This is a genomic window from Rhodoblastus sp. (assembly GCF_019449565.1).
Taxonomy (GTDB): Bacteria; Pseudomonadota; Alphaproteobacteria; order Rhizobiales; family Beijerinckiaceae; genus Rhodoblastus.
Genome location: NZ_JAGRPM010000007.1, coordinates 44,160 through 65,381, shown reverse-complemented (window position 1 = coordinate 65,381; position 21,222 = coordinate 44,160). Strand labels below are relative to the sequence as shown.

Below are 21,222 nucleotides of genomic sequence, written 5' to 3'. Positions count from 1 at the left end.
GCGGAGCCGCAAGCAAACGCCGGCGGCGCCGCGCGTCGCGCCAGCTTTCCTTGACTTCCCGGCGCCCGTTCTCCTATCTAACAAACGATTCGTTCGGAAAATCGAACAAGCTGAGCTCTTGACCGACCCGTCCTCCGACACCCATTCCAGTCTGGCCGAGGCCGCGCAGCCGCATAGCCAGGTCGCCGTGTTCGACGGATCGCAGCCGCTTGCCATGACGGCGGGCGTGTCGCTCAGCCCCTTCACCATCGCATACCAGACCTATGGCGAGCTGAACGCCGATAAATCCAACGCCATCCTGCTCTGCCACGCGCTGACCGGCGACCAGCATGTCGCCAACCGCCACCCGCTGACCGGCAAGCCCGGCTGGTGGTCGGCGCTGGTCGGACCCGGGCGCCCGTTCGACACCGAGAAATTCTTCATCATCTGCTCGAATGTGCTCGGCGGCTGCATGGGCACGACCGGCCCCGCCTCGATCGATCCGACGACTGGCCGGCCCTATGGCCTCACGCTTCCCATGGTCACGATCGCGGACATGGTCCGGGCGCAGGCCATGCTGATCGACCGGCTGGGCATCGATACGCTGTTTTGCGTCGCCGGCGGCTCCATGGGCGGCATGCAGGTGCTGCAATGGGCCGCGCTCTATCCGGAGCGCGTCTTTTCCGCCATGCCCATCGCCACGGCCGCGCGCCATTCCTCCCAGAACATCGCCTTCCACGAGGTCGGTCGCCAGGCGGTCATGGCCGATCCGGACTGGCGCGGCGGGCGCTATTCGGATCAGGGCGTGCGCCCGGCCAAGGGCCTCGCCGTCGCCCGCATGGCGGCCCATATCACCTATCTCTCGGACGAGGCGCTGCAACGCAAGTTCGGCCGCAAATTGCAGGACCGCGCCGAACCGACCTTCTCCTTCGACGCCGATTTCCAGATCGAGAACTACCTGCGTTACCAGGGCTCGACCTTCGTCGACCGCTTCGACGCCAATTCCTATCTCTATGTCACCCGCGCCTGCGATTATTTCGACCTCGCGGGAGATTACGGCGGCTCGCTCGCTCGCGCCTTCTCCGGCGCGAAAAGCCGCTTTTGCGTCGTCTCTTTCACCTCCGACTGGCTTTATACCACCGCCGAATCGCGCGCGATCGTCCACGCCCTCAACGCGGGCGGCGCCCCGGTCTCCTTCGTCGAGATCGAGACCGACAAGGGCCATGACGCCTTCCTGCTGGAGGAGCCCGATTTCGTCGCCACCACGCGCGGCTTCCTGCGCGGCGCGGCGCGGGCGCGGGGCTTGAGCGAAAAGGGAAGCGCATGATCATGAGCCAGAGCGGCGGCGAAATGCCTCAGACCGCGCTCACGCGCATCGACCTCCTGCTCGTCGCCAGCATGGTCGAACATGGCGCCCGCGTGCTCGATGTCGGCTGCGGCGACGGCGAATTGCTGCGCCTGCTCGCCGATACCAGGAATGTGGACGCGCGGGGCGTGGAAATTTCGCAAAAGGGCGTCAATCATTGCGTCGCCAAGGGCCTTTCGGTGGTCCAGGGCGACGCCGACGTCGATCTCGCGGATTATCCCGACGACGGCTTCGATTACGTCATTCTGTCGCAGACGCTTCAGGCGACGCGCAATCCGCGCAAAGTGCTGGAGCAGATGATGCGGATCGGCAAGCGCGCCATCGTCTCCTTCCCCAATTTCGGCCACTGGCGCATCCGCTGGCAACTGGGCGTGCGCGGCCGGATGCCGATCACCGAAAACCTCTCCTACGCCTGGTACGAGACGCCCAATATTCACCTCTGCACCATCAAGGATTTCGTCAATCTGGTGGGCGTCGTGGACGCGCGCATTCTCCGCGCAGTCGCGATGAACAGCAGCGGCGCACAGATTCGCGTCAATGCGCCCTGGTGGGCGTGGAACCTGTTCGGCGAACAGGGCGTCTTCCTGCTCGAACGCCAGACGAAGGATTGACGCCAAGACCAGGCGGCAAAAAACCTGCGGGCTTTTACCTGCGGAGCTTGGTCAGGCGCAGCCGCGACTAAGCCGCCGTACGGGAAATGTCCCGCACCGATTTGGCCGCCGAATCGATCCTGACGGTCGATTGCGCAATCGCGTTCATCGAGGCGGTGATCGCTTCGACGCCCTTGGCCGCGACCTGCATGTTCTCCGACATGTCCGTCGTCACCGCGCTTTGCGCCTGAACCGAGCCGGCAATCGAGGCCGTGATCTCGTTGATAGTCGCGATGATGCCGGCGATGGTCTCAATGGCGCTGGCGACCCCGGCGGTCGAGGCGCGCACGGAGGCCACCTGCTCGCCGATTTCATCCGTCGCCCGGGCCGTGCGCGTAGCGAGCGACTTCACTTCCGCCGCGACCACCGCGAAACCGCGGCCCGCCTCGCCCGCGCGCGCCGCCTCTATGGTGGCGTTGAGGGCGAGCAGATTGGTCTGCGACGCGATATCATTGATGAGGTTGACGATTTCCCCGATCTTTTGGGCGTCGTCGGCGAGCGTCGAAACCAGATTGGTGGCGCCGCCGGCCTGCGACACCGCCTTTTGCGCAATATCGCTGGCGTGGGCCACCTGGCGCGCGATTTCATGGAATGAGGCCGAAAGCTCCTCGGCCCCGGCCGCCACAGCCTGCACATTGCCCGAGGTCTGGCTGGAGGCCGCCGCCGCCTCCACCGCCTCGTTGGATACGGAGGAGACCGATTCGGTCATTTCGCCGATCTGATCGTCCACCTTGCGGAAGGTTTCGGTCCGGCGGTTCTGCTGCTGGACCTGCTCGGTGATGTCGGTCGCGAATTTGACCACCCGGAACGGCTTGCCTTCGAGATCGAAGATCGGATTATAGGAGCCCTGGATCCAGACTTCATGGCCATCCTTGGCGATGCGTCGAAACTGGCCGCTCGAATATTCGCCCTGGCCGAGACGGCTCCAGAAGCTGCGATAGGCTTCGGTTCGCTGCTCCGCGGGATCGACGAAGATGGAATGGCGCCGTCCGACGATTTCCTCCAGCCTGTAGCCAAGCGCCGCCAGGAATTTCTCATTGGCCGAGACGATCGTGCCGTCGATCTCGAACTCGATCACCGCCTGCGCGCGCCGGATCGCGTCGATCTGCCACTGGGCATAGGCGGCGGCAAGCTTTTGCGCGGTCGCGTCCATCGCGAATTTGACGATGCGGAAAGGCTTGCCGGACTTGTCCAGCAGCGGATTATAGGTCGCCTGGATCCAGACCGGCTTGCCAGATTTGGCGATGCGCTTGAATTCGTCGCGGCGCCACTTTCCGGCGCGCAGATCGTCCCAGAACGCTCGATATTCGGCGCTGTCGCGCTCGCGCGGATCGATGAAAATTGCGTGTTTCTTTCCAACGATCTCGTCGAGGCGATAGCCCATCGTCTCCAGAAAGCTGTCGTTCGCCGCAAGGATCGTCCCGTCAAGGTCGAATTGAATCACGGCCTGCGAGCGATGCAGAGCCTCGAAAGCCGCGCGATGCAGCGCGCCTTCGCCCGAAAACAGGAAAGTCATTCCATCCCCTCGCATTTTTGCGGCGTTCGTCGCGCCAAACGTCTTGGATTGCGCCAGTCATAATTACAACTATAGCGTGTAATAGTTGATTTTGGCTTAATCCGGCGACGGCCTTCGCAGAGCGAGCGTTACGCCTCGTCGTCATTGAGCGGATGCAGGTCGCGCACCATCGCCTTGAGGCGCTCGTCGAGGACATGGGTGTAGATTTGCGTGGTGGCGATGTCGGCATGGCCGAGCAATTCCTGCACGATGCGCAGGTCGGCGCCATTTTGCAGCAAATGGCTGGCGAAGGCGTGACGCAGCACGTGGGGGCTGACGCGCTCGGGCTTGACGCCCGCCGCCGCCGCAAGAAATTTCAACTCGCGCGCGAAGACCTGCCGCGTGAGATGCCCGCTCTCGCCGTCCGAGGGAAAAAGCCATTTCTGCGCCGCCGCCGCCGGATGAAGCTCCAGCAGGGCGGTGCGATAGGCCGCCATGGCCTCGCGCGCGGCGGCGGTGAGCGGCGCGAGCCTCTCGCGCCCGCCCTTGCCCTTGATCGTGAGGAAGCCGCCGCCCCGCTCGGGCGCCTTCTCGGCCTGTTTGGCCGCCGCCAGCGGCAGCGCCACGAGTTCCGAGACGCGAAGTCCGGACGCATAGAGCACTTCGACCAGACAGGCGGCGCGGCGCGCGCGCAGCCGCTCCTCGGCCGGGCGGGCGGGATCGTCCAGCCCCTCGCGGCAGACGCGCAGGATCGCGTCCACTTCTGCGATCGAAAGGATTTTTGGCAGCCGCCGGCCCTGCCGCGGGCCTTCGAGCAGCACGGCGGGGTCATCGGCCCGCCGCTCTTCAGCGGCGAGAAAGCGATGGAATTGCCGAATCGCGGATAGTTTGCGCGCCGAGGACGACGGCTTGAGCCCGGCTTCCGCCAGGCTCGAGAGATAATCGCGAATATCCTGAATCGTCGCCGTCAGCGGCTCGCGGCCCCGCCGCGCGAGCGCCAGCACATAGTCGCCAAGATCGCGAGCATAGGCGTCCAGCGTGTTCCGCGCCGCGCCGCGCTCGGCGGCGAGCATCTCGAGAAAATCCGCGATCGCCGCGCGCGCGGGCGGTTTCGCGGCGGTTTCGGTCATTTGTTGAGGACGTTCGGCGGCACCGGCTGGCTCATCTCGCGCGGCTGCGGCTCGACAAAAGCGACCAGCGCGGCCATGCCGACGAAAGCCGCCCCGGCAATCAGGCCGATGACAAGAAGAAAACGGAACAGGCTGGGCATGAATGTCTCCGCGCGACCGCCGCCAAAACCGGATGCGATCACGGCTAAAGCCAGATACAATTTGCGCGCGCGACATGATAGTACATGCCGATCATGTGGGATCAAGCCATCGTTCATCCGCCGGAGACGGCTGCTCCGCCGCCTCGCGATACGCGCACGCAAGCGATCGTCAATCGTCTGGCGGGCCGCCCCCTCGTGCTTGTCGGCATGATGGGATCGGGCAAGACCGCGATCGGCAAGCGCCTCGCGCAAAGGCTTGGCCTGCCCTTCATCGATTCGGACCATGAAATCGAAGCCGCTCATCGCATGACGATCGCGGAAATCTTCGCTTCCCACGGCGAGGCCTATTTCCGCGACGGCGAAAGGAGGGTGCTGGCGCGCCTCATCGGCGAAGGCGAGCGCGTCATCGCCACCGGCGGGGGCGCGTTCATTCAGCCGCAGACGCGCGGACTGATTCGCAGCCACGCCGTCTCGATCTGGCTCAAGGCCGATTTCGACGTGCTGATGCGCCGCGTGCGCAAGCGACCCACCCGCCCGCTGCTACAGGGCCCGGACCCTGAAGGTGTGATGCGCCGCCTCATCGAGGACCGCTATCCCGTCTATGCCGAGGCCGATCTTGCCGTCGCCTCGCGCGACGCCCCCCACGAGACGATCATCGAGGAAATCCTCGTCGCGCTCGAAAGCCTCCTGGCCCAAAAAGGACATTTCACCCCCGACATGAACGCTCCCGCCCTGCCCCCCGCCTCGACCAGCGTCCATGTCGCCCTCGGCGACCGGGCCTATGACATTTTCATCGGACCCAATCTCATCGCGCATGCGGGCGAGCGGCTCGCCCAGCTGGCGCCGGGCGCCAGCGCCTTCATCGTGACCGACGTCAATGTCGCGCCGCGCTGGCTCGCGCCCCTGCAGGCGAGCTTCGACGCCGCAGGCGTCCGTCACGACCACATCGTCCTGCCGGCGGGCGAGACCACCAAGACCTACGCCCATTTCGAACAGCTCTGCGAAGCGGCGCTCGAAGCGAAAATGGAGCGCGGCGATTTCCTGGTCGCGCTGGGCGGCGGCGTCGTCGGCGACCTCACCGGCTTTGTCGCGGCTTGCCTGCGGCGCGGCATGGGCTTTGTGCAGGTCCCGACCACGGTGCTCTCGCAGGTCGATTCCTCCGTCGGCGGCAAGACCGGCGTCAATTCCGGACATGGCAAGAATCTTGTCGGCGCCTTTCATCAGCCATCGCTCGTGCTGGCGGACACCGACAGCCTCGCCACCTTGCCGCCGCGCGAATTCGCCGCGGGCTATGCGGAAGTGGTCAAATATGGCCTGATCGACCGGCCCGATTTCTTCGCCTGGCTGGAAAAGCACTGGCCGGCGGTCTTTTCACGCGGGCCGGAACTGGGACACGCCATTGCGGTCAGCTGCGAATCGAAAGCGGCCGTGGTCGCCCGCGACGAGACCGAACAGGGCGACCGCGCCCTGCTTAATCTGGGGCACACCTTCGGCCATGCGCTCGAAAAGCTCGTCGCCTATGACAGCGCCCGCCTGGTCCATGGCGAGGGCGTGGCGATCGGCATGGCCTGCGCCTTCCGCTATTCCGTCCGCGCCGGCCTGTGCCCGGCGGAAGACGCGGAGCGGGTGGAGGCTCATCTCCGCGCGGTCGGCCTTCCGACGCGCATCCGCGACATCAAGGGGTGGAGCGCCGGCGCCGACGCCATCGTCGCGGCCATGGCGCAGGACAAGAAGGTGAAGCGCGGCGCGCTCACTTTCATCCTCGCGCGCGGCATCGGCGCGAGTTTCATCGCCAAAAATGTCGAGCCGGAGGCCGTGCGCGCCTTCCTCGAAGACGAATTGCGCGCGGGAGCCTGATCGAAATGCATGGCGGAGGCGGCGTAACGTCGATGAACATTTGGGTCGCGGCGGCGATCCTGTTTTTCTGCATTCTGGCCTCCGCGCTGTTTTCGGCTTCCGAAACGGCGATGACGGCGGCTTCGCGCGCCCGCATGCACGCCCTCGAAAAGCAGGGCGGCGCGCGCGCGGCCATGGTCAACCGGCTGCTGGGCGGACGCGACCGCCTGATCGGCACCATGCTGCTTGGCAATACGCTCTTCAACATCGGCTCCTCGGCCTTGCTCACCACGGTCCTGGTGGCGGCGGTCGGCGAGAGCGGGGCGCTCTACGCCACGATCGCCATGACCGTGCTGCTGCTGGTCTTCGCCGAAGTCCTGCCCAAGACCATCGCCATCAATTATCCCGACCGCACCTCCCTGATCGTGGCGCCGATCGTTTCCGTCTGCGTCACCGTGTTCGGGCCGATCCTCTATATGGTCGAGGCGGTGGTGCGCGGCGCGCTTTTTCTCTGCGGCCTGCGACTCGACGAGAAACACGCCCTGCTCTCGCCGCAGGAGGAGCTGAAAAGCGCGGTCGACCTGATGCACAGGGAGGGCGGCGTCGCCCGCGCCGACCGCGACATGTTCGGCGGCCTGCTCGACCTCAAGGAGCTGGCCGTCTCGGACGTCATGGTCCATCGCACCAAGATGGTCGCCCTCGACGCCGATGCGCCCATCGCCGACCTCGTGCGCGAAGTCGTCGCCTCGCCCTATACCCGCGTGCCGCTGTGGCGCGGAACGCCCGACAACATCATCGGCGTCCTGCACGCCAAGGACTTGCTCCGGGCGATGAGCGACGCCAATGGCGACGCCAGCCAGGTCAGACTGGAACCGATCACCGTCGCCCCCTGGTTCGTGCCGGACACGACCACGCTGGAGGCGCAATTGCAGGCCTTCCGCAAGCGCAAGACCCATTTCGCGCTCGTGGTCGACGAATATGGCGACGTCCAGGGCCTGGTCACGCTGGAAGACATTCTGGAGGAGATCGTCGGCGATATCCGTGACGAGCATGACGTCGCCGTGGTCGGCGTGCGGCGCCAGACCGATGGTTCGGTCATCGTCGAGGGCTCGGCGCCGATCCGCGACCTCAACCGCGTCATGGCCTGGGATCTACCCGACGAAGAGGCCACGACCATCGCGGGCCTCGTCATTCACGAGGCGCGCGCCATTCCCGAGCAGGGCCAGAAATTCACCTTCCACGGCTTCCGCTTCGAGGTGCTGCGCAAGCAGCGCAACCGCATCACGCTGCTGCGCCTGACGCCGGAGCAGAAGGCGGAAGGCCGCGAGGCCTGAGGGGAGCAGTGCGCCGCCGCTCGTGGGGCGTCTCATCGCTCGTCTCGTGGGGCGTCGGGTTTAAAGGCTTGCGCCTCACCCCCCGGCTTTATTTTCCGCCGCCATGAATTGTGCGCGCGCCAGAGCGGCGAAGCGGCCGTTTTGCGCCACCAGCTCGTCGAAAGAGCCCTGTTCGACGATCCGGCCCTGATCGAACACGAAGATCCGGTTGGCGCTGCGGATCGTCGCCAGCCGGTGGGCGATGACGAAAGTGGTGCGGCCTTTAGTGGCGGCTTCGAGCGCCGCCTGCAATTGCTTCTCCGTCGCCGCGTCGAGCGCCGAGGTCGCCTCGTCGAAGATCATGATCGGCGGGTCTTTCAGGAGCGCACGAGCGATGGAGACACGCTGGCGTTCGCCGCCGGAGAGCGAACGGCCCCGCTCCCCCACCATGGTCTTGATCCCGTCGACCTGCCGAGACACGAAGTCGCTGGCCTGCGCGCGCTCCAGCGCCAAAGCGAGTTCGGCGTCGGTCGCGTCGATCTTGCCGACGCGCAGGTTCTCCTCGATGGAGCGCGCGAACAGCATCGGCTCCTGAAACACCACGCCGATGTTCCGGCGCAGGGCGAGAAGCTTCATGTCGCGGATATCGATCCCGTCGATGCGGATCGCGCCGCCTTGCGGGTCGAACACGCGATGCAGCAGGCTGAGCGTGGTCGATTTGCCGGAGCCGGTCGCGCCGACCAGAGCGACGGTCTCGCCCGGACGCACCGTGAAGCTGACGTCATCGACCGCCTTGCGACGCTCGTCATAGGCGAAGGTGACATGGTCGAAGGCCACTTCGCCGGCCAGGTGGCCAGGATCGACGGCGTCGGGCTTGTCAGCGACGCTCGGCGACTTGTCCATGACCTCGATGAAATCGGCCATTTTCGGCGCCTGCATGAAAAGATAGTTCACGAAGCCGACAACCTGCTCCAGCCGCGCGATCAGCATGGTGGCGAAATTCATGAAGGTGACGATCTCGCCGATCGTCGCCAGCTGCTTGAAATGCAGCCAGACGCCGATGACGAAAATGGAAAGCAGCGTCAAGGTTGCGGAGGCGCGGGTCGCAACCGCCGCCAGCGCCCACCAGGACAGCACGGGAAGCTGCGCCGCCAGAACCTGATCGATGATCTGGCGGATGCCGCGCGATTCGCTTTCCACGCGGGTGAAGGACTGGATCACCGGGACATTGCCGAGCACGTCGGACGCCCGCTCCGCCAATTGCGCGTTACGGACTTCCACCTGCGCCTGCAAGCCCTCCGTCCGGCGCAGGACGAAAACGGTGAGCAGGCCAAACAAGATCACCAGCACGACCAGCACCGAGGCCAACCGCCAGTTCACGAACAGCGTCGCGGGCAGCAGCACGAAGAGCGCGACCATCGAGGCGCAGTTTTCGCGGAAGAAGGACAGCCAGATGCCCGCCATGCCGCTGGCGCCTTCCAGCATGATTTTCAGCAGCCGGCCCGAATGGGTCGCGCCGTGGAAGCTCAGCGGCAGTTCGAGCAGATGGTCGAAGAAATTGGCCATGACCGCGAGGCGGCGGCGATGCGACAGGCGGTCGGCGTAAAGCGCCACGACCACCGCAGCGAGGATCGAGAACAGGCCGAAGCCGACCCAGGCGCCCATCAATGGCGTCAATTCGGGCCAGGTCGGATCGCGCTGTTGCGCCTGCGCCCCGGTCAGCTTGTCGATGATGCGCCCGAACAGCACCGGCTCGACGAATTGCGCGCAGGCCAGCGCCAGATTGGCGAAGACCAGCAGAAGCGCGAGGCGGCGCTCAGGCATGAGTTGCGCGAGAACGCGGCCGTAGATTTTCAGGACGAACATGGGGCCGGCGAATCCAGACAAGAATGCGGGATTATAGAATGAATTCGCCGCTGCCGCCTGCCGGGAGTCGCGCCCGGCAAGCGATGGCGCATCGCGGGGCCTTAGATGGTCTGGTTATAGGCGCCAACTTCGGAATTTTCGCGCAGAATGGCGTCCACCGCCTGGAACATGGCGTGGAGATTCTCCTTCGACGCCGGGCTTTCCACCACCACGACCAGTTCCGGCTTGTTGGAGGACGCGCGCACGAGTCCCCAGGTGCCGTCCTCGACCGTGACGCGCACGCCATTGACCGTCACGAGACTCGTGATGGCCTGGCCGATGATCTTCTCGCCCGCCGCCTGCATGGCCCGGAAACGCGTGACGACCTTGTCGACCACGCCATATTTCACTTCGTCGCCGCAATGGGGCGACATGGTCGGCGACCCCCAGGTCTTGGGCAGGTCGGCGTAAAGCTCGGACATGCTCTTGCCCGGGTTGCGGTCGAGCATTTCCAGCACATGAACCGCGGTCAGCAAGCCGTCGTCATAGCCGCGCCCGACCGGGGCGTTGAAGAAGAAATGGCCGGACTTCTCGAAACCGGCCAGGGCATTGAGATCATTGACGCGCCGCTTGATATAGGAATGGCCGGTTTTCCAGTAATCGGCCTTCACGCCCTGAGCTTTCAGCACCGGATCGCTGGCGAACAGGCCGGTTGACTTCACATCGACCACGAAAGTCGCGTCCGGGTAAAGCTTGGAGAGATCGCGCGCCAGCATGACGCCGATCTTGTCGGCGAAGATTTCCTCGCCAAGATTGTCCACCACGCCGCAGCGGTCGCCGTCGCCATCGAAGCCCAGACCGACGTCGGCGCCCGTCTCGCGCACCTTGTCCGCCATGGCGTGCAGCATCTCGAGATCTTCGGGATTGGGATTGTAGCGCGGGAAATTATAATCCGGCGTGATGTCGAGCGGGATGACTTCGCAGCCGAGGCGTTCCAACAGGGCGGGCGCGAAGGCGCCGGCGGTGCCGTTGCCGCAAGCAGCGACGACCTTCATCTTGCGCTTGAGTTTCGTATGGCTGGCGAGATCGTCGAGATAGGTCTTGCCGAAATCCTGCACATATTCATAAGAGCCGCCGGAGCGCGACTGGTAGCGGCCGTTCAGCACGATGTCGCGCAGCCGGCCCATCTCGTCAGGACCGAAGGTGACCGGGCGCTGGGCGCCCATTTTCACGCCGGTCCAGCCATTGTCGTTATGCGAGGCGGTGACCATGGCGACCGCCGGGCAATCCAGCGCGAATTGAGCGAAATAGGCCATGGGCGACAGCGCCAGGCCGATATCCACCACCTCAACGCCGCCCGCCATCAGGCCGCAGATCAGGGAATGCTTGATCGAGGCGGAATAGGAGCGGAAGTCGTGGCCGGTCGCCAGACGCGGCTTGACGCCCATCTCGTGCAGCAAGGTGGCGAGGCCGAGCCCGAGGGCCTGGACGCCCATCAGGTTGAGTTCGGAGCCGAACAGCCAGCGCGCGTCATATTCGCGGAAGCCGGTGGGCTTCACCAGCGGCAGGCGCTCATATTCGAATGTGTTCGGCGTGAGAACGGAAACGGGCTTGGGGAACATGGACACCTCGCAACAAGAGCCGCCCTCGCGGAACGAGGGCGGCGGAAAAGGCGGGAAAAATCAGGCGCGGTGATAGACGTCCTGCAGCCGGACGATGTCGTCCTCGCCGAGATAAGAGCCGGTTTGAACTTCGATCAGTTCAAGATCGATCTTGCCGGGATTGACCAGCCGATGGACCGAACCCATCGGCAGATAGATCGATTCGTTCTCGTGAATCATCGTGACTTGATCGTCGCGCGTCACTTCCGCTGCCCCGCGCACGACGATCCAATGCTCGGCGCGATGATAATGTTTCTGGAGCGACAGCTTGTGGCCGGGCTTGACGACGATGCGCTTGACCTGATGGCGATCGCCGCCGTCGATCGACTGGTAATAGCCCCAGGGCCGATAGACCCGGCTATGTTCCTGCGCCTGCTTGAGCTTGCGGCGCTTCAGCTCGTCGACCAGTTGCTTGACCTTGTCGCCATATTGCGCGCCGAGCACCAGGACGGCGTCGTCGGTGGTCACGACGATGACGTCGGAGACGCCGAGCACGGTGGTCAGGCAATCATCCGAGCGAATATAGACATTGCTGGCGTCCATCACGACGCCATTGCCGCGCACGGCATTGCCTTGCTTGTCGCGATCCGACAATTCCCACACCGCCTGCCAATTGCCGACGTCCGACCAGCCGATGTCCGCGGGAATGACGGCGGCGTGGGTGGTGCGCTCCATGACGGCGTAATCGATCGAGGTTTTCGGCGCGCGCCCGAAGGCTTCCTTGTCGAGCGCGAGGAAGCCGAGGTCGCGGCCGGCCTTGGCGAAGGCCTCGGTGGCGGCGGCGGCGATTTCCGGCTCGAAGGCCTGCAACTCGCCGCGCATGACGTCGGCGCGGAAGAAGAAATTGCCCGAATTCCACAGATAGCCGTCGGCGATATAGCGTTCAGCGGTTGCGAGATCCGGCTTTTCGACGAAGGCCTCGACCTTGGCCACGCCCGCCTCAGGCAGGACCAGGGCGCCGGGCCGAATATAGCCATAGCCCGTCGCCGGATGGGTCGGCTTGATGCCGAGCGTCACGATGAAGCCCTTGGCCGCCGCTTCGCCCGCCTTGCCGCACAGAGCGCGAAAGGCCTCGACGTCGCGCACGGCGTGGTCGGCGGCGAAGATCGCGACGACGGCGTCGCCCGCGCGCTGGCTGGCGAATTCGCAGGCGACTGCGACCGCGGCGGCCGAATCGCGCCGCTCCGGCTCGAGCACGATATCGCCCGAGACGCCGATCTCCTTCATCTGCTCCTGAACGAGGAAACGATAATCATGATTGGTGACGACGACAGGTTCGTCGAAAATTTCCGGGTCCAGCCGCAACAATGTCTGCTGGAACGTGGATGTTTCGCCCAGCAGGGCGATGAATTGCTTCGGCATTGTTTCGCGCGAGGCGGGCCAGACACGCGTGCCCGCGCCGCCGCACATGATGACCGGAATGATTTTCTTCATGCGAACCCCGAAAAAACTGTGCTGTCGTTTCGCCGATTGGCGAGAGCTGAACCGAACATTAGCCAAGGCGGCGCAAGGACGGAACCGGCCACACCAATATTTAACTAACGAAAGGCAACCAGGACGGCCCCGCCCGCGATCAGCGCAACCCCGAGCCAATTGACCGCCGACAGCCTCTCGCCCAGGAAAACCGCGCCGAACAGCGCGACCAGCACGACGCTGAGCTTGTCGATGGGCGCCACCCGGGCTGCGTCGCCAAGCTTTAGGGCGCGAAAATAACACAGCCATGACGCTCCGGTCGCCGCGCCGGAAAGAGCCAGGAAAAGCAGCGTCTTAGGGGGACGACTCGGCGATTGGAGCCGTCCCGTCGCCGCGAGAAGAAGAGTGAGAAGGCAAACGACCACGATGGTCCGGGCCAGCGTCGCAAGGTCGGAATCCACGCCTTCGACGCCGATTTTGGCGAAAACCGCCGTCAGGGCGGCAAAAGCCGCCGAAAGCAGCGCCCAGAAGGCCCAGCCGCCGGTAAAAGACGCCAGATCCCCTTTCATTCGCCCTCGCTTTCCGCCAACAGCCGCGCCTGATGGTCGGCGATGAGCGGATCGAGAATTTCATCGAGCGCCTCGCCCTCGATCACCTTGTCGATCTTGTAGAGCGTGAGATTGATGCGGTGGTCGCTGACCCGCCCCTGCGGGAAATTATAGGTGCGGATGCGTTCTGACCGGTCCCCGGAGCCGACTTGCTGCTTGCGGTCGGCGGCGCGGGCGTCGTCCAGCTTCTGGCGCTCCATGTCGAACAGGCGCGAGCGCAGAATGTCCATGGCCTTGGCCTTGTTGCGATGCTGCGAGCGCTCCTCCTGCATCATCACCACAATGCCGGAGGGAATATGCGTGACGCGAATCGCCGATTCGGTCTTGTTGACGTGCTGGCCGCCAGCGCCACCCGCGCGCATGGTGTCGATGCGCAAATCGGCGTCATTGATGGCGAGATCGACTTCCTCGGCTTCCGGCAACACGGCTACGGTCGCGGCGGAGGTATGAATGCGGCCCTGCGTTTCCGTCGCCGGCACGCGCTGCACGCGATGGGTCCCGCTTTCGAACTTGAGGCGGGCGAAGACGCCTTTGCCACGCACCTGCGCGATGATTTCCTTGAAGCCGCCCGCCGTTCCCTCGCTGGCTGAGATCAATTCCATGGCCCAGCCGCGCCGCTCGGCGTAACGCTGGTACATGCGGAACAGGTCGCCCGCGAACAAGGCGGCCTCGTCGCCGCCCGTGCCTGCGCGGATTTCGAGAATCGCGCCTTTTTCGTCGGCGGAATCGCGCGGCAGCAAGGCGAGGCGCAGCTGGTGTTCGGCTTCCGTCAGGCGGTTTTTCAGCTCCGGCAGCTCGTCCTGCGCCAAGGCCCGCATTTCGGCGTCGGTCCCGGGGTCGGCCGCCATTTTCTCCAGATCGGCGGCTTCGCGCTCCAGAGCCCGAAAGGCGACGATCGCTTGCGCGACCGGCTCCAGTTCGGCCAGTTCGCGCGAAAGCGCGGAGAAAGATGAGGAATCGACCCCTTCCGACAGGCGATGGCCGATTTCTTCGTGGCGGCGCAGGATGAGATCAAGTTTTTCGGCGGGCAACATGGCGGTGTTCCGGCGACGCGCAGGGCGTCACGCAAGTCCGGGAAAGGGAAAGATTGGCTAGCCCGCTAGAGCGGCGCGCCCTGCTTTTCGACGAAAGCCTGCAGCTCCTGCCGCACGCAGACGGAGTCGTCAGGCTTGTCGACCATAGGCATCAGGAATTCGCGCGTGACGCGCAGATCGATCGCCCGCAGCGCCGCCTTCACAGGACCGATCGCCGAGGGCGTCATGGACAGGCCGCGATAGCCGATGGCGGCCAGCGCGATGGCCTCCAATGGCCTGCCTCCCATTTCGCCGCAGAGATTGACTGGCCGGCCGTGACGGTCGCCCGCATCTACAATCGATTTCAAGGCCCGGAGATTGGCCGGCGACAAGGTGTCGTAACGCACCGAAACCCGCTTGTTGTCGCGGTCGGCGGCGAAAAGATACTGGGTGAGATCGTTGGAGCCGACGGAAAGGAAATCGGCCAAAGCGCAAATTTCATCGAGCTGCCAGAGCAGCGACGGCACTTCCACCATCACGCCGAGCTTCAACTCCGTCGGGAGCTCATAGCCGTGGCGGCGCAGGAACTCGAATTCCCGCCAGGCGATGGCCTTGGCTCGCGACAATTCGGCGGTCGTCGCCACCATGGGAAACATGATGCGCATTTCCCGGCCTGCGCCGGCGCGCAAAATGGCGCGCAACTGAATCCGAAGCAGACCCGGTCGGTCGAGCCCGATACGGATCGCTCGCCAGCCCAGCGCCGGATTTTCCTCCTCCATCTTGGCCATATAGGGCAGGACCTTGTCCGACCCGATATCAAGCGTGCGGAAGGTGACGGGACGCCCGTCCGCAGCTTCGATGACCTTGCGATAGAGGTTATATTGCTCGGAAAGGCGCGGGAAACTCGGCGCCACCATGAATTGCAGTTCGGTGCGGAATAGGCCAATCGATTTCGCGCCGACCTCGGTCGCGTGCTGGCAATCGATCAGCAGGCCGGCGTTCATGTGAAGGCCGATTTCGACGCCGTCGCGGGTGATCGCCGGAACGTCGCGCAGCTTGTGATATTGCTCCTGGCGCCGGGCGCGCAGCCGCGCCTTCTCGCCATAGGCCGCCTCGACGTCCGAAGTCGGACGCAGCTGCACCTCGCCCGAGCCGCCGTCCACAATGATGGCGTCGCCGGTTTCGACCAGATCGGTCACATTGGGGACTTCGCCGATCGCCGGCACCCCGAGGGCGCGGGCGATGATGGCGACATGGCTGGTCGGGCTGCCGTCTTCGAGAACGAGGCCACGCAGATTGGCGCGATCATATTCGAGCAGGGCCGCCGGGCCCATGTTGCGCGCGACCAGAATCGCATTGGGCGGCAGGACGCCGCCATGGGCCGGACCCGCGCCCGTCAGCTGTCGCAGCAGGCGATTGGCGAGATCGTCGAGATCGTGCAGGCGCTCGCGCAGATAGGGATCGGTCTGGCGCTGCAGCTTGGCGCGGGCGTCGTTTTGCACGCGCTCGACCGCCGCCTCGGCGGTGAGGCCCGATTCCAGCGCTTCCCGCAGGCGGCGCAGCCAGCCCCGGTCATTGGCGAACATGCGCACGGTCTCGAGCACGTCGCGATGTTCGCCCATGCCGTAACGGTCGCCGCGCGCGACGAGCTGATCGATCTGCTCGCGCATGGCCTGGATCGCCGCGTCGAGTCGGCGCATTTCCGCCTGGGGATCCTCCGCGACCAGTTGCTTGACGACGATGCGGGGCTCATGCAGCACGGCATGGCCCAGGCCGACACCCTCGCTGAGCGGCGCGCCCTTCAGGGCCATCGGCTTCTGCAGGCTGAAGCTTTGGCCGGGCTGGGCAAGGGATTGCAATTCGCCCGAGGCGATCATCTCGGCCAGCAGCATGGCCGTCGTCTGCAACGCCTCGACCTCTTCCTCGGAATAGGTGCGGCGGGCGCGGTTCTGGACGACGAGAACGCCAAGCGTATTGCCGCCGCGCAGGATCGGCACGCCGAGGAAGGATTGATAGATTTCCTCGCCCGTCTCGGGGCGGTAGGAGAAGGCCGGATGGGCCTGGGCGTCGGCGAGCGCGAGAGACTCGGCCTTTTCCGCGATCAGGCCGACCAGACCCTCGCCCGTGGTCATTGTGGTGAGATGGACCGCTTCACGGTTCAAACCCTCGGTGGCGTATAGCTCGAGCTTGCCATCCGAGCGGGCCACATAGACCGAACAGACTTCGGCCACCATATTGGCGGCGATGTGAATGACGATCCGGTCGAGACGCGCCTGCGCGTTCACCGGCTCCGCCATGACCTCGCGAAGCCGGCGCAGAAGCAGACGGGGTCCGCCCAGTGCGCCGCGCATATTTTTTTCCTGTATGGGAGGGCGCCTAGCCGCGCCATCCACGATTGAACTGGCGATTCGCCCGCCGCAAGTTTCTTACATCCTTCCCGGGATGCAAGGGCTGGACCGCAGGCGCGGCCATATTCCGCCTATGACGGAACTCCGTCGCGACATTGTGTCGTCGCGAATAAATTTCCGTCAAGCGCAGCGAAAGTTTCCTGCCTTAGGCCTTATCCAGCCCGTACAGCGAATGCAAGGTGCGCACGGCGAGTTCGGTATAAGCTGCATCGATCAGAACGGAAAATTTGATCTCCGACGTGGTGATCGCGCGAATATTGACGCCCTTTTCCGCCAGCGCCCGGAAGGCGGCCGCGGCGACGCCGGAATGGCTGCGCATTCCCACGCCAATTGCCGAAACTTTCACCACGTCGGTCGAGGCCTGCAGCGTCGAGAAGCCGATCTCGGCTTTGGCGCCTTCCAGGATCGCCCGGGCGCGCTCGAATTCGGCGGCGGGAACCGTGAAGGTGATGTCGGTTGTTTTCGCGTCGTCGGAGACCACCTGGATGATCATGTCGACATTGACATTGGCTTCGGCGAGGGGCTGGAAGATCGCCGCCGCGACGCCGGGCTTGTCGGCCACCTTGCGCAAGGTCAGCTGCGCCTCGTCCTTGGAAAAGGCGATTCCGGTCACGACCTGCTGTTCCACAATATCCTCCTCGTCGCAAATCAACGTGCCAGGCTGCGGATTGGCGGGATCGTCGAACGAAGACCGCACGAAGGTCTTGACCCGATGAATCATGGCCATTTCGACCGAGCGCACTTGCAGCACCTTGGCCCCGAGCGAGGCCATTTCCAGCATTTCCTCAAAGGCGATTCTGTCAAGCCGGCGCGCCTTGGTCACAACGCGCGGATCGGTCGTATAGACGCCGTCCACATCGGTGTAGATGTCGCAGCGATCCGCCTTGATCGCCGCCGCGATGGCCACCGCGCTGGTGTCGGAGCCGCCGCGCCCCAGCGTGGTGAGCCGTCCTGTCGCCGGATCGACGCCCTGAAAGCCCGCGATCACAGCGACTTCCTTGCGCGAAAATCCTTCGCCCAGTTTCGCGCCGTCAATGCGGGCGATTCGCGCGGCGCCATGGGCGCCGTCCGTCTCGATTGGAATCTGCCAGCCCTGCCAGGACCGCGCCGGAATGCCCATTTCCTGCAGCACGACGGCTAGCAGACCGGACGTCACCTGTTCGCCCGAGGCGACGACGGCGTCATATTCGCACGGATCATAATGCTTATCGGCGTCATTGACCCAGCCAACCAGCTCATTGGTCTTGCCTGACATGGCCGAAACGACCACCGCGACTTCAAATCCCGCCTCGACTTCGCGCTTGACGTGACGCGCCACATTTCGAATGCGTTCTATATTGGCGACCGACGTGCCGCCGAATTTCATGACCAGACGCGCCATAATGTCCTAAAGTCGCTCAATGAATTGATCATACGGCTTCCTTGGCGCCGGACTTCGGAGAGGGGCCCAGGGCGCCAACGTCTCGGGGGCTTTTCTTTCGCTTCCGCTCGTGAGAAAGACCAGGAGCCGCGCCCCGCGCGCGAGGCGGCTATACATGACGGGACGAACGGATTGTGTCAACGTGTCACGAGAGAGTTTGGAGCGCGGCATGACCGAATTTCGCGGCGCCGACGCGGGCAGCGTCGATGCAGACGAATTGGCGCGTTTCGCCAAGCTCGGCGACGCCTGGTGGGACCTCGAAGGGCCGCAACGCGCGCTGCATAAACTCAACCCGCTGCGCATTTCCTATCTGCGCAATCTTTTTTGCAGCCATTTTCCAAAGGGCCAGAGCCCGCGCGACCGCAAGGCCGAATATCCGTTGGAAGGTCTCCGAATCGTCGATCTCGGCTGCGGCGGCGGACTGTTGTCGGAACCCCTGGCGGCCCTGGGCGCGAAGGTGACGGGCGTCGATCCCGCCGAGGAAAATATCGCCGCCGCGCGGCGCCACGCCGCGATCGCCGGAACGGAGGTCGACTACCGCGCGACGACCGTCGAGGCGCTGGCGGACTCCGGCGAGACATTCGACATCGTTCTGGCGATGGAAGTTCTCGAACATGTCGCCGATGTGAAAGGATTTCTGGCCGCAGCCGCAGCCTTGGTTCGCCCGGGCGGGCTCTTCGTCGGCGCGACCTTGAATCGCACCCTGAAAAGCTATGCGCTGGCGATCGTCGGCGCCGAATATGTCCTGCGCTGGGTCGAGCCTGGCACCCATGACTGGACCAAATTTCTGCGCCCCGCAGAGATGCTGGCGCCGCTCAAATCGGCGGGACTGGCCGAAATCGACCGCGCCGGAATGGTCTATCACCCGCTCGCGGACGAATGGCGGCTCTCCGGCGACCTCGACGTGAACTACATGATCGCAATGGCGCGCGACGCTTGAGGCCGCCAAAAAAGAAAAGCGGCCCTGATGGGGCCGCTTGAACAGAAACGCGCTCGAGGCGTCAGGCCGCGACGGCAGCTTTCAGCTCATTGAGCTGGTCGAGCTTGTCCGCCGCGAGCTTCTGGGCTTCGTCGGAGGTCGCATCAGCCAGATCTTCCTCGGCGTTCTTGATTTCCTGAGCCAGCCGCGCCGAATCGAACTGCTCGAGCGGGGTCGCCTGTTCGGCAAGCAGGGTCAGTCCGCCCGCCGCGACATCGGCGAAACCGCCGCGCACGAAGAGCCGGCTCTTCTTGTTGGGCGCTTCGTCAATCTCGACAATGCCCGCCTTGAGGACGGTCATGACCGGCGCATGATCCTTCATGACGGTGAACTGGCCTTCGACGCCGGGCACGACCACAGCTTCGACTTCGCCCGAAAACAGCAGTTTTTCCGGCGAGACGAGCTCGAAGTGAAATGTCGCCATAAAACTCTCCAAACCTGGGCTTGCGCCGCCCGCACGGACGACGGGCCGTCAGGGCGCCGGCGGCGCTGACGCCGCCGGACGATTCCGAATATCAGGCCGCCTGGGCGGCGAGCTTCTGAGCCTTCTCGATGGCTTCATCGATGGAGCCGACCATGTAGAAAGCCGCTTCCGGAAGGTGGTCATATTGACCTTCGACCAGACCCTTGAAGCCCTTGATGGTGTCGGCCAGCGAGACCAGCTTGCCGGGGGAGCCCGTGAAGACTTCCGCGACGTGGAACGGCTGCGACAGGAAGCGCTCGATCTTGCGGGCGCGGGCGACCGTCAGCTTGTCTTCTTCCGACAGTTCGTCCATGCCGAGAATGGCGATAATGTCCTGCAACGACTTATAGCGCTGCAGCGTGGACTGCACCTTGCGGGCGATGTCGTAATGCTCTTCGCCGACGACGAGCGGTGACAGCATGCGCGAGGTGGAGTCGAGCGGATCGACCGCCGGATAGATGCCCTTTTCCGCGATGGAGCGCGACAACACGGTCGTGGCGTCCAGATGCGCGAAGGAGGTGGCCGGCGCCGGGTCGGTCAAGTCGTCGGCCGGGACGTAAATCGCCTGCACCGAAGTGATCGAACCCTTGTTGGTGGTGGTGATGCGTTCCTGCAGCATGCCCATGTCGGTCGCGAGGGTCGGCTGATAGCCCACCGCCGAGGGAATGCGGCCGAGCAGCGCCGACACTTCCGAACCCGCCTGCGTGAAGCGGAAGATGTTGTCGACGAAGAACAGCACGTCCTGGCCCCCGTCGCGGAAATGCTCGGCGACAGTCAGGCCGGTCAGGGCGACGCGGGCGCGTGCGCCCGGGGGCTCGTTCATCTGGCCATAGACCAGCGCGCATTTCGAGCCAACGGTCGACCCGTCGTTTTCCTTCGGGTCCTTGTTGACGCCGCCTTCAATCATTTCGTGATAAAGGTCGTTGCCTTCGCGGGTGCGCTCGCCGACGCCGGCAAACACCGAATAGCCGCCATGGGCCTTCGCGATATTGTTGATCAGCTCCATGATCAGCACGGTTTTGCCGACGCCCGCGCCGCCGAACAGGCCGATCTTGCCGCCCTTGGCGTAAGGAGCCAGCAGGTCGACGACCTTGATGCCGGTTTCGAGGATTTGAGCTTCTGTCGCCTGATCGGCGTAGGAGGGCGCCGGCTGGTGGATGGCGCGCATGCCGTCGTTCGGCACCGGGCCGGCTTCGTCCACCGGTTCGCCGATGACGTTGATGATGCGGCCGAGCGTGCCCAAGCCAACGGGAACCATGATCGGCGCGCCGGTGTCGCGGACCGGCTGGCCGCGAACGAGGCCTTCCGAAACGTCCATGGCGATGCAGCGCACGGAATTTTCACCGAGATGCTGGGCCACTTCGAGAACGAGGCGGCTGCCGTTGTTCGAGGTTTCCAGCGCGTTCAGGATTTCGGGCAGGTGACCGTCGAACTTGACGTCGACAACCGCGCCGATGACCTGCGTGACGTGGCCCGTAGGCAAAGAGGCTTCAGCCATTTTTC

General features: G+C 64.5%; 17 protein-coding genes. 5 read left to right on the top strand and 12 right to left on the bottom strand.

What is annotated here, in order from left to right:
- The first annotated feature begins 118 nt into the window (after positions 1 to 118).
- A complete protein-coding gene (locus QZ409_RS01370; RefSeq protein WP_342394820.1) occupies positions 119 to 1,306 on the top strand; it encodes a homoserine O-acetyltransferase in 1,188 nt (395 codons plus the stop codon).
- A 2-nt stretch (positions 1,307 to 1,308) separates the two neighbouring features.
- The gene (gene metW / locus QZ409_RS01365; RefSeq protein WP_296706281.1) at positions 1,309 to 1,956 is read left to right on the top strand and encodes a methionine biosynthesis protein MetW; all 648 of its coding nucleotides are present in this window, start codon (positions 1,309 to 1,311) and stop codon (positions 1,954 to 1,956) included.
- Between the two features lie 67 nt (positions 1,957 to 2,023).
- Here the strand turns inward: metW and QZ409_RS01360 are convergent, their stop codons facing one another.
- From QZ409_RS01360 to QZ409_RS01350, 3 genes are all read right to left on the bottom strand, one after another.
- Positions 2,024 to 3,511 carry a PAS domain-containing methyl-accepting chemotaxis protein gene (locus QZ409_RS01360; RefSeq protein ID WP_296706280.1) on the bottom strand — a complete coding sequence of 496 codons (1,488 nt, stop codon included), beginning with the start codon at positions 3,509 to 3,511 and terminating at the stop codon, positions 2,024 to 2,026.
- A gap of 128 nt (positions 3,512 to 3,639) precedes the next feature.
- Positions 3,640 to 4,620, bottom strand: a complete 981-nt coding sequence (locus tag QZ409_RS01355) for a site-specific tyrosine recombinase XerD (RefSeq protein WP_296706279.1) — start codon at positions 4,618 to 4,620, stop codon at positions 3,640 to 3,642.
- On the bottom strand, positions 4,617 to 4,760 hold the full coding sequence (locus QZ409_RS01350) for a histidine kinase (RefSeq protein ID WP_296706277.1): 144 nt from the start codon (positions 4,758 to 4,760) through the stop codon (positions 4,617 to 4,619). Before QZ409_RS01350 ends, QZ409_RS01355 begins: the two co-directional genes overlap by 4 nt.
- Positions 4,761 to 4,844: 84 nt before the next feature.
- Here QZ409_RS01350 and aroB point away from each other — a divergent pair, with 84 nt between their 5' ends.
- Both aroB and QZ409_RS01340 read left to right on the top strand, forming a co-directional pair.
- The gene (aroB, locus tag QZ409_RS01345) at positions 4,845 to 6,617 is read left to right on the top strand and encodes a 3-dehydroquinate synthase (RefSeq protein WP_296706276.1); all 1,773 of its coding nucleotides are present in this window, start codon (positions 4,845 to 4,847) and stop codon (positions 6,615 to 6,617) included.
- 32 nt (positions 6,618 to 6,649) lie between these two features.
- The gene (locus tag QZ409_RS01340; protein ID WP_296706274.1) at positions 6,650 to 7,930 is read left to right on the top strand and encodes an HlyC/CorC family transporter; all 1,281 of its coding nucleotides are present in this window, start codon (positions 6,650 to 6,652) and stop codon (positions 7,928 to 7,930) included.
- A 75-nt stretch (positions 7,931 to 8,005) separates the two neighbouring features.
- Here QZ409_RS01340 and QZ409_RS01335 read toward each other — a convergent pair whose 3' ends face one another.
- The 7 genes from QZ409_RS01335 to QZ409_RS01305 form a co-directional block, all read right to left on the bottom strand.
- Positions 8,006 to 9,775, bottom strand: a complete 1,770-nt coding sequence (locus QZ409_RS01335; protein WP_296706273.1) for a glucan ABC transporter ATP-binding protein/ permease — start codon at positions 9,773 to 9,775, stop codon at positions 8,006 to 8,008.
- A 101-nt stretch (positions 9,776 to 9,876) separates the two neighbouring features.
- On the bottom strand, positions 9,877 to 11,376 hold the full coding sequence (locus QZ409_RS01330) for a phosphomannomutase/phosphoglucomutase (RefSeq protein WP_296706271.1): 1,500 nt from the start codon (positions 11,374 to 11,376) through the stop codon (positions 9,877 to 9,879).
- Between the two features lie 60 nt (positions 11,377 to 11,436).
- Positions 11,437 to 12,849 (bottom strand): mannose-1-phosphate guanylyltransferase/mannose-6-phosphate isomerase, encoded by a 1,413-nt coding sequence (locus tag QZ409_RS01325; protein ID WP_296706270.1) that lies wholly within the window; start codon positions 12,847 to 12,849, stop codon positions 11,437 to 11,439.
- 104 nt (positions 12,850 to 12,953) lie between these two features.
- Positions 12,954 to 13,397 carry an EamA family transporter gene (locus QZ409_RS01320; protein WP_296706268.1) on the bottom strand — a complete coding sequence of 148 codons (444 nt, stop codon included), beginning with the start codon at positions 13,395 to 13,397 and terminating at the stop codon, positions 12,954 to 12,956.
- Positions 13,394 to 14,470: a peptide chain release factor 1 gene (gene prfA / locus QZ409_RS01315; RefSeq protein ID WP_296706267.1), complete on the bottom strand. Its 1,077-nt coding sequence runs from the start codon at positions 14,468 to 14,470 to the stop codon at positions 13,394 to 13,396. The genes QZ409_RS01320 and prfA overlap by 4 nt, the downstream gene beginning before the upstream one ends.
- A 65-nt stretch (positions 14,471 to 14,535) precedes the next feature.
- The gene (gene ptsP, locus QZ409_RS01310) at positions 14,536 to 16,800 is read right to left on the bottom strand and encodes a phosphoenolpyruvate--protein phosphotransferase (protein WP_296706265.1); all 2,265 of its coding nucleotides are present in this window, start codon (positions 16,798 to 16,800) and stop codon (positions 14,536 to 14,538) included.
- Positions 16,801 to 17,002: 202 nt separating this feature from the next.
- The gene (locus QZ409_RS01305) at positions 17,003 to 18,238 is read right to left on the bottom strand and encodes an aspartate kinase (RefSeq protein WP_296706263.1); all 1,236 of its coding nucleotides are present in this window, start codon (positions 18,236 to 18,238) and stop codon (positions 17,003 to 17,005) included.
- Positions 18,239 to 18,446: 208 nt separating this feature from the next.
- Between QZ409_RS01305 and ubiG the strand changes: the two genes are divergently transcribed.
- A complete protein-coding gene (ubiG, locus tag QZ409_RS01300) occupies positions 18,447 to 19,217 on the top strand; it encodes a bifunctional 2-polyprenyl-6-hydroxyphenol methylase/3-demethylubiquinol 3-O-methyltransferase UbiG (RefSeq protein WP_296706261.1) in 771 nt (256 codons plus the stop codon).
- A 61-nt stretch (positions 19,218 to 19,278) separates the two neighbouring features.
- On the opposite strand, the gene QZ409_RS01295 is transcribed toward ubiG, so the two are convergent.
- Both QZ409_RS01295 and atpD read right to left on the bottom strand, forming a co-directional pair.
- Positions 19,279 to 19,680, bottom strand: coding sequence for a F0F1 ATP synthase subunit epsilon (locus QZ409_RS01295; RefSeq protein ID WP_296706259.1), 402 nt, complete (start codon positions 19,678 to 19,680; stop codon positions 19,279 to 19,281).
- 91 nt (positions 19,681 to 19,771) lie between these two features.
- Entirely contained in the window at positions 19,772 to 21,217 is a 1,446-nt protein-coding gene (gene atpD, locus QZ409_RS01290; RefSeq protein WP_296706258.1) for a F0F1 ATP synthase subunit beta, read from the bottom strand.
- Between the last annotated feature and the right edge of the window lie 5 nt (positions 21,218 to 21,222).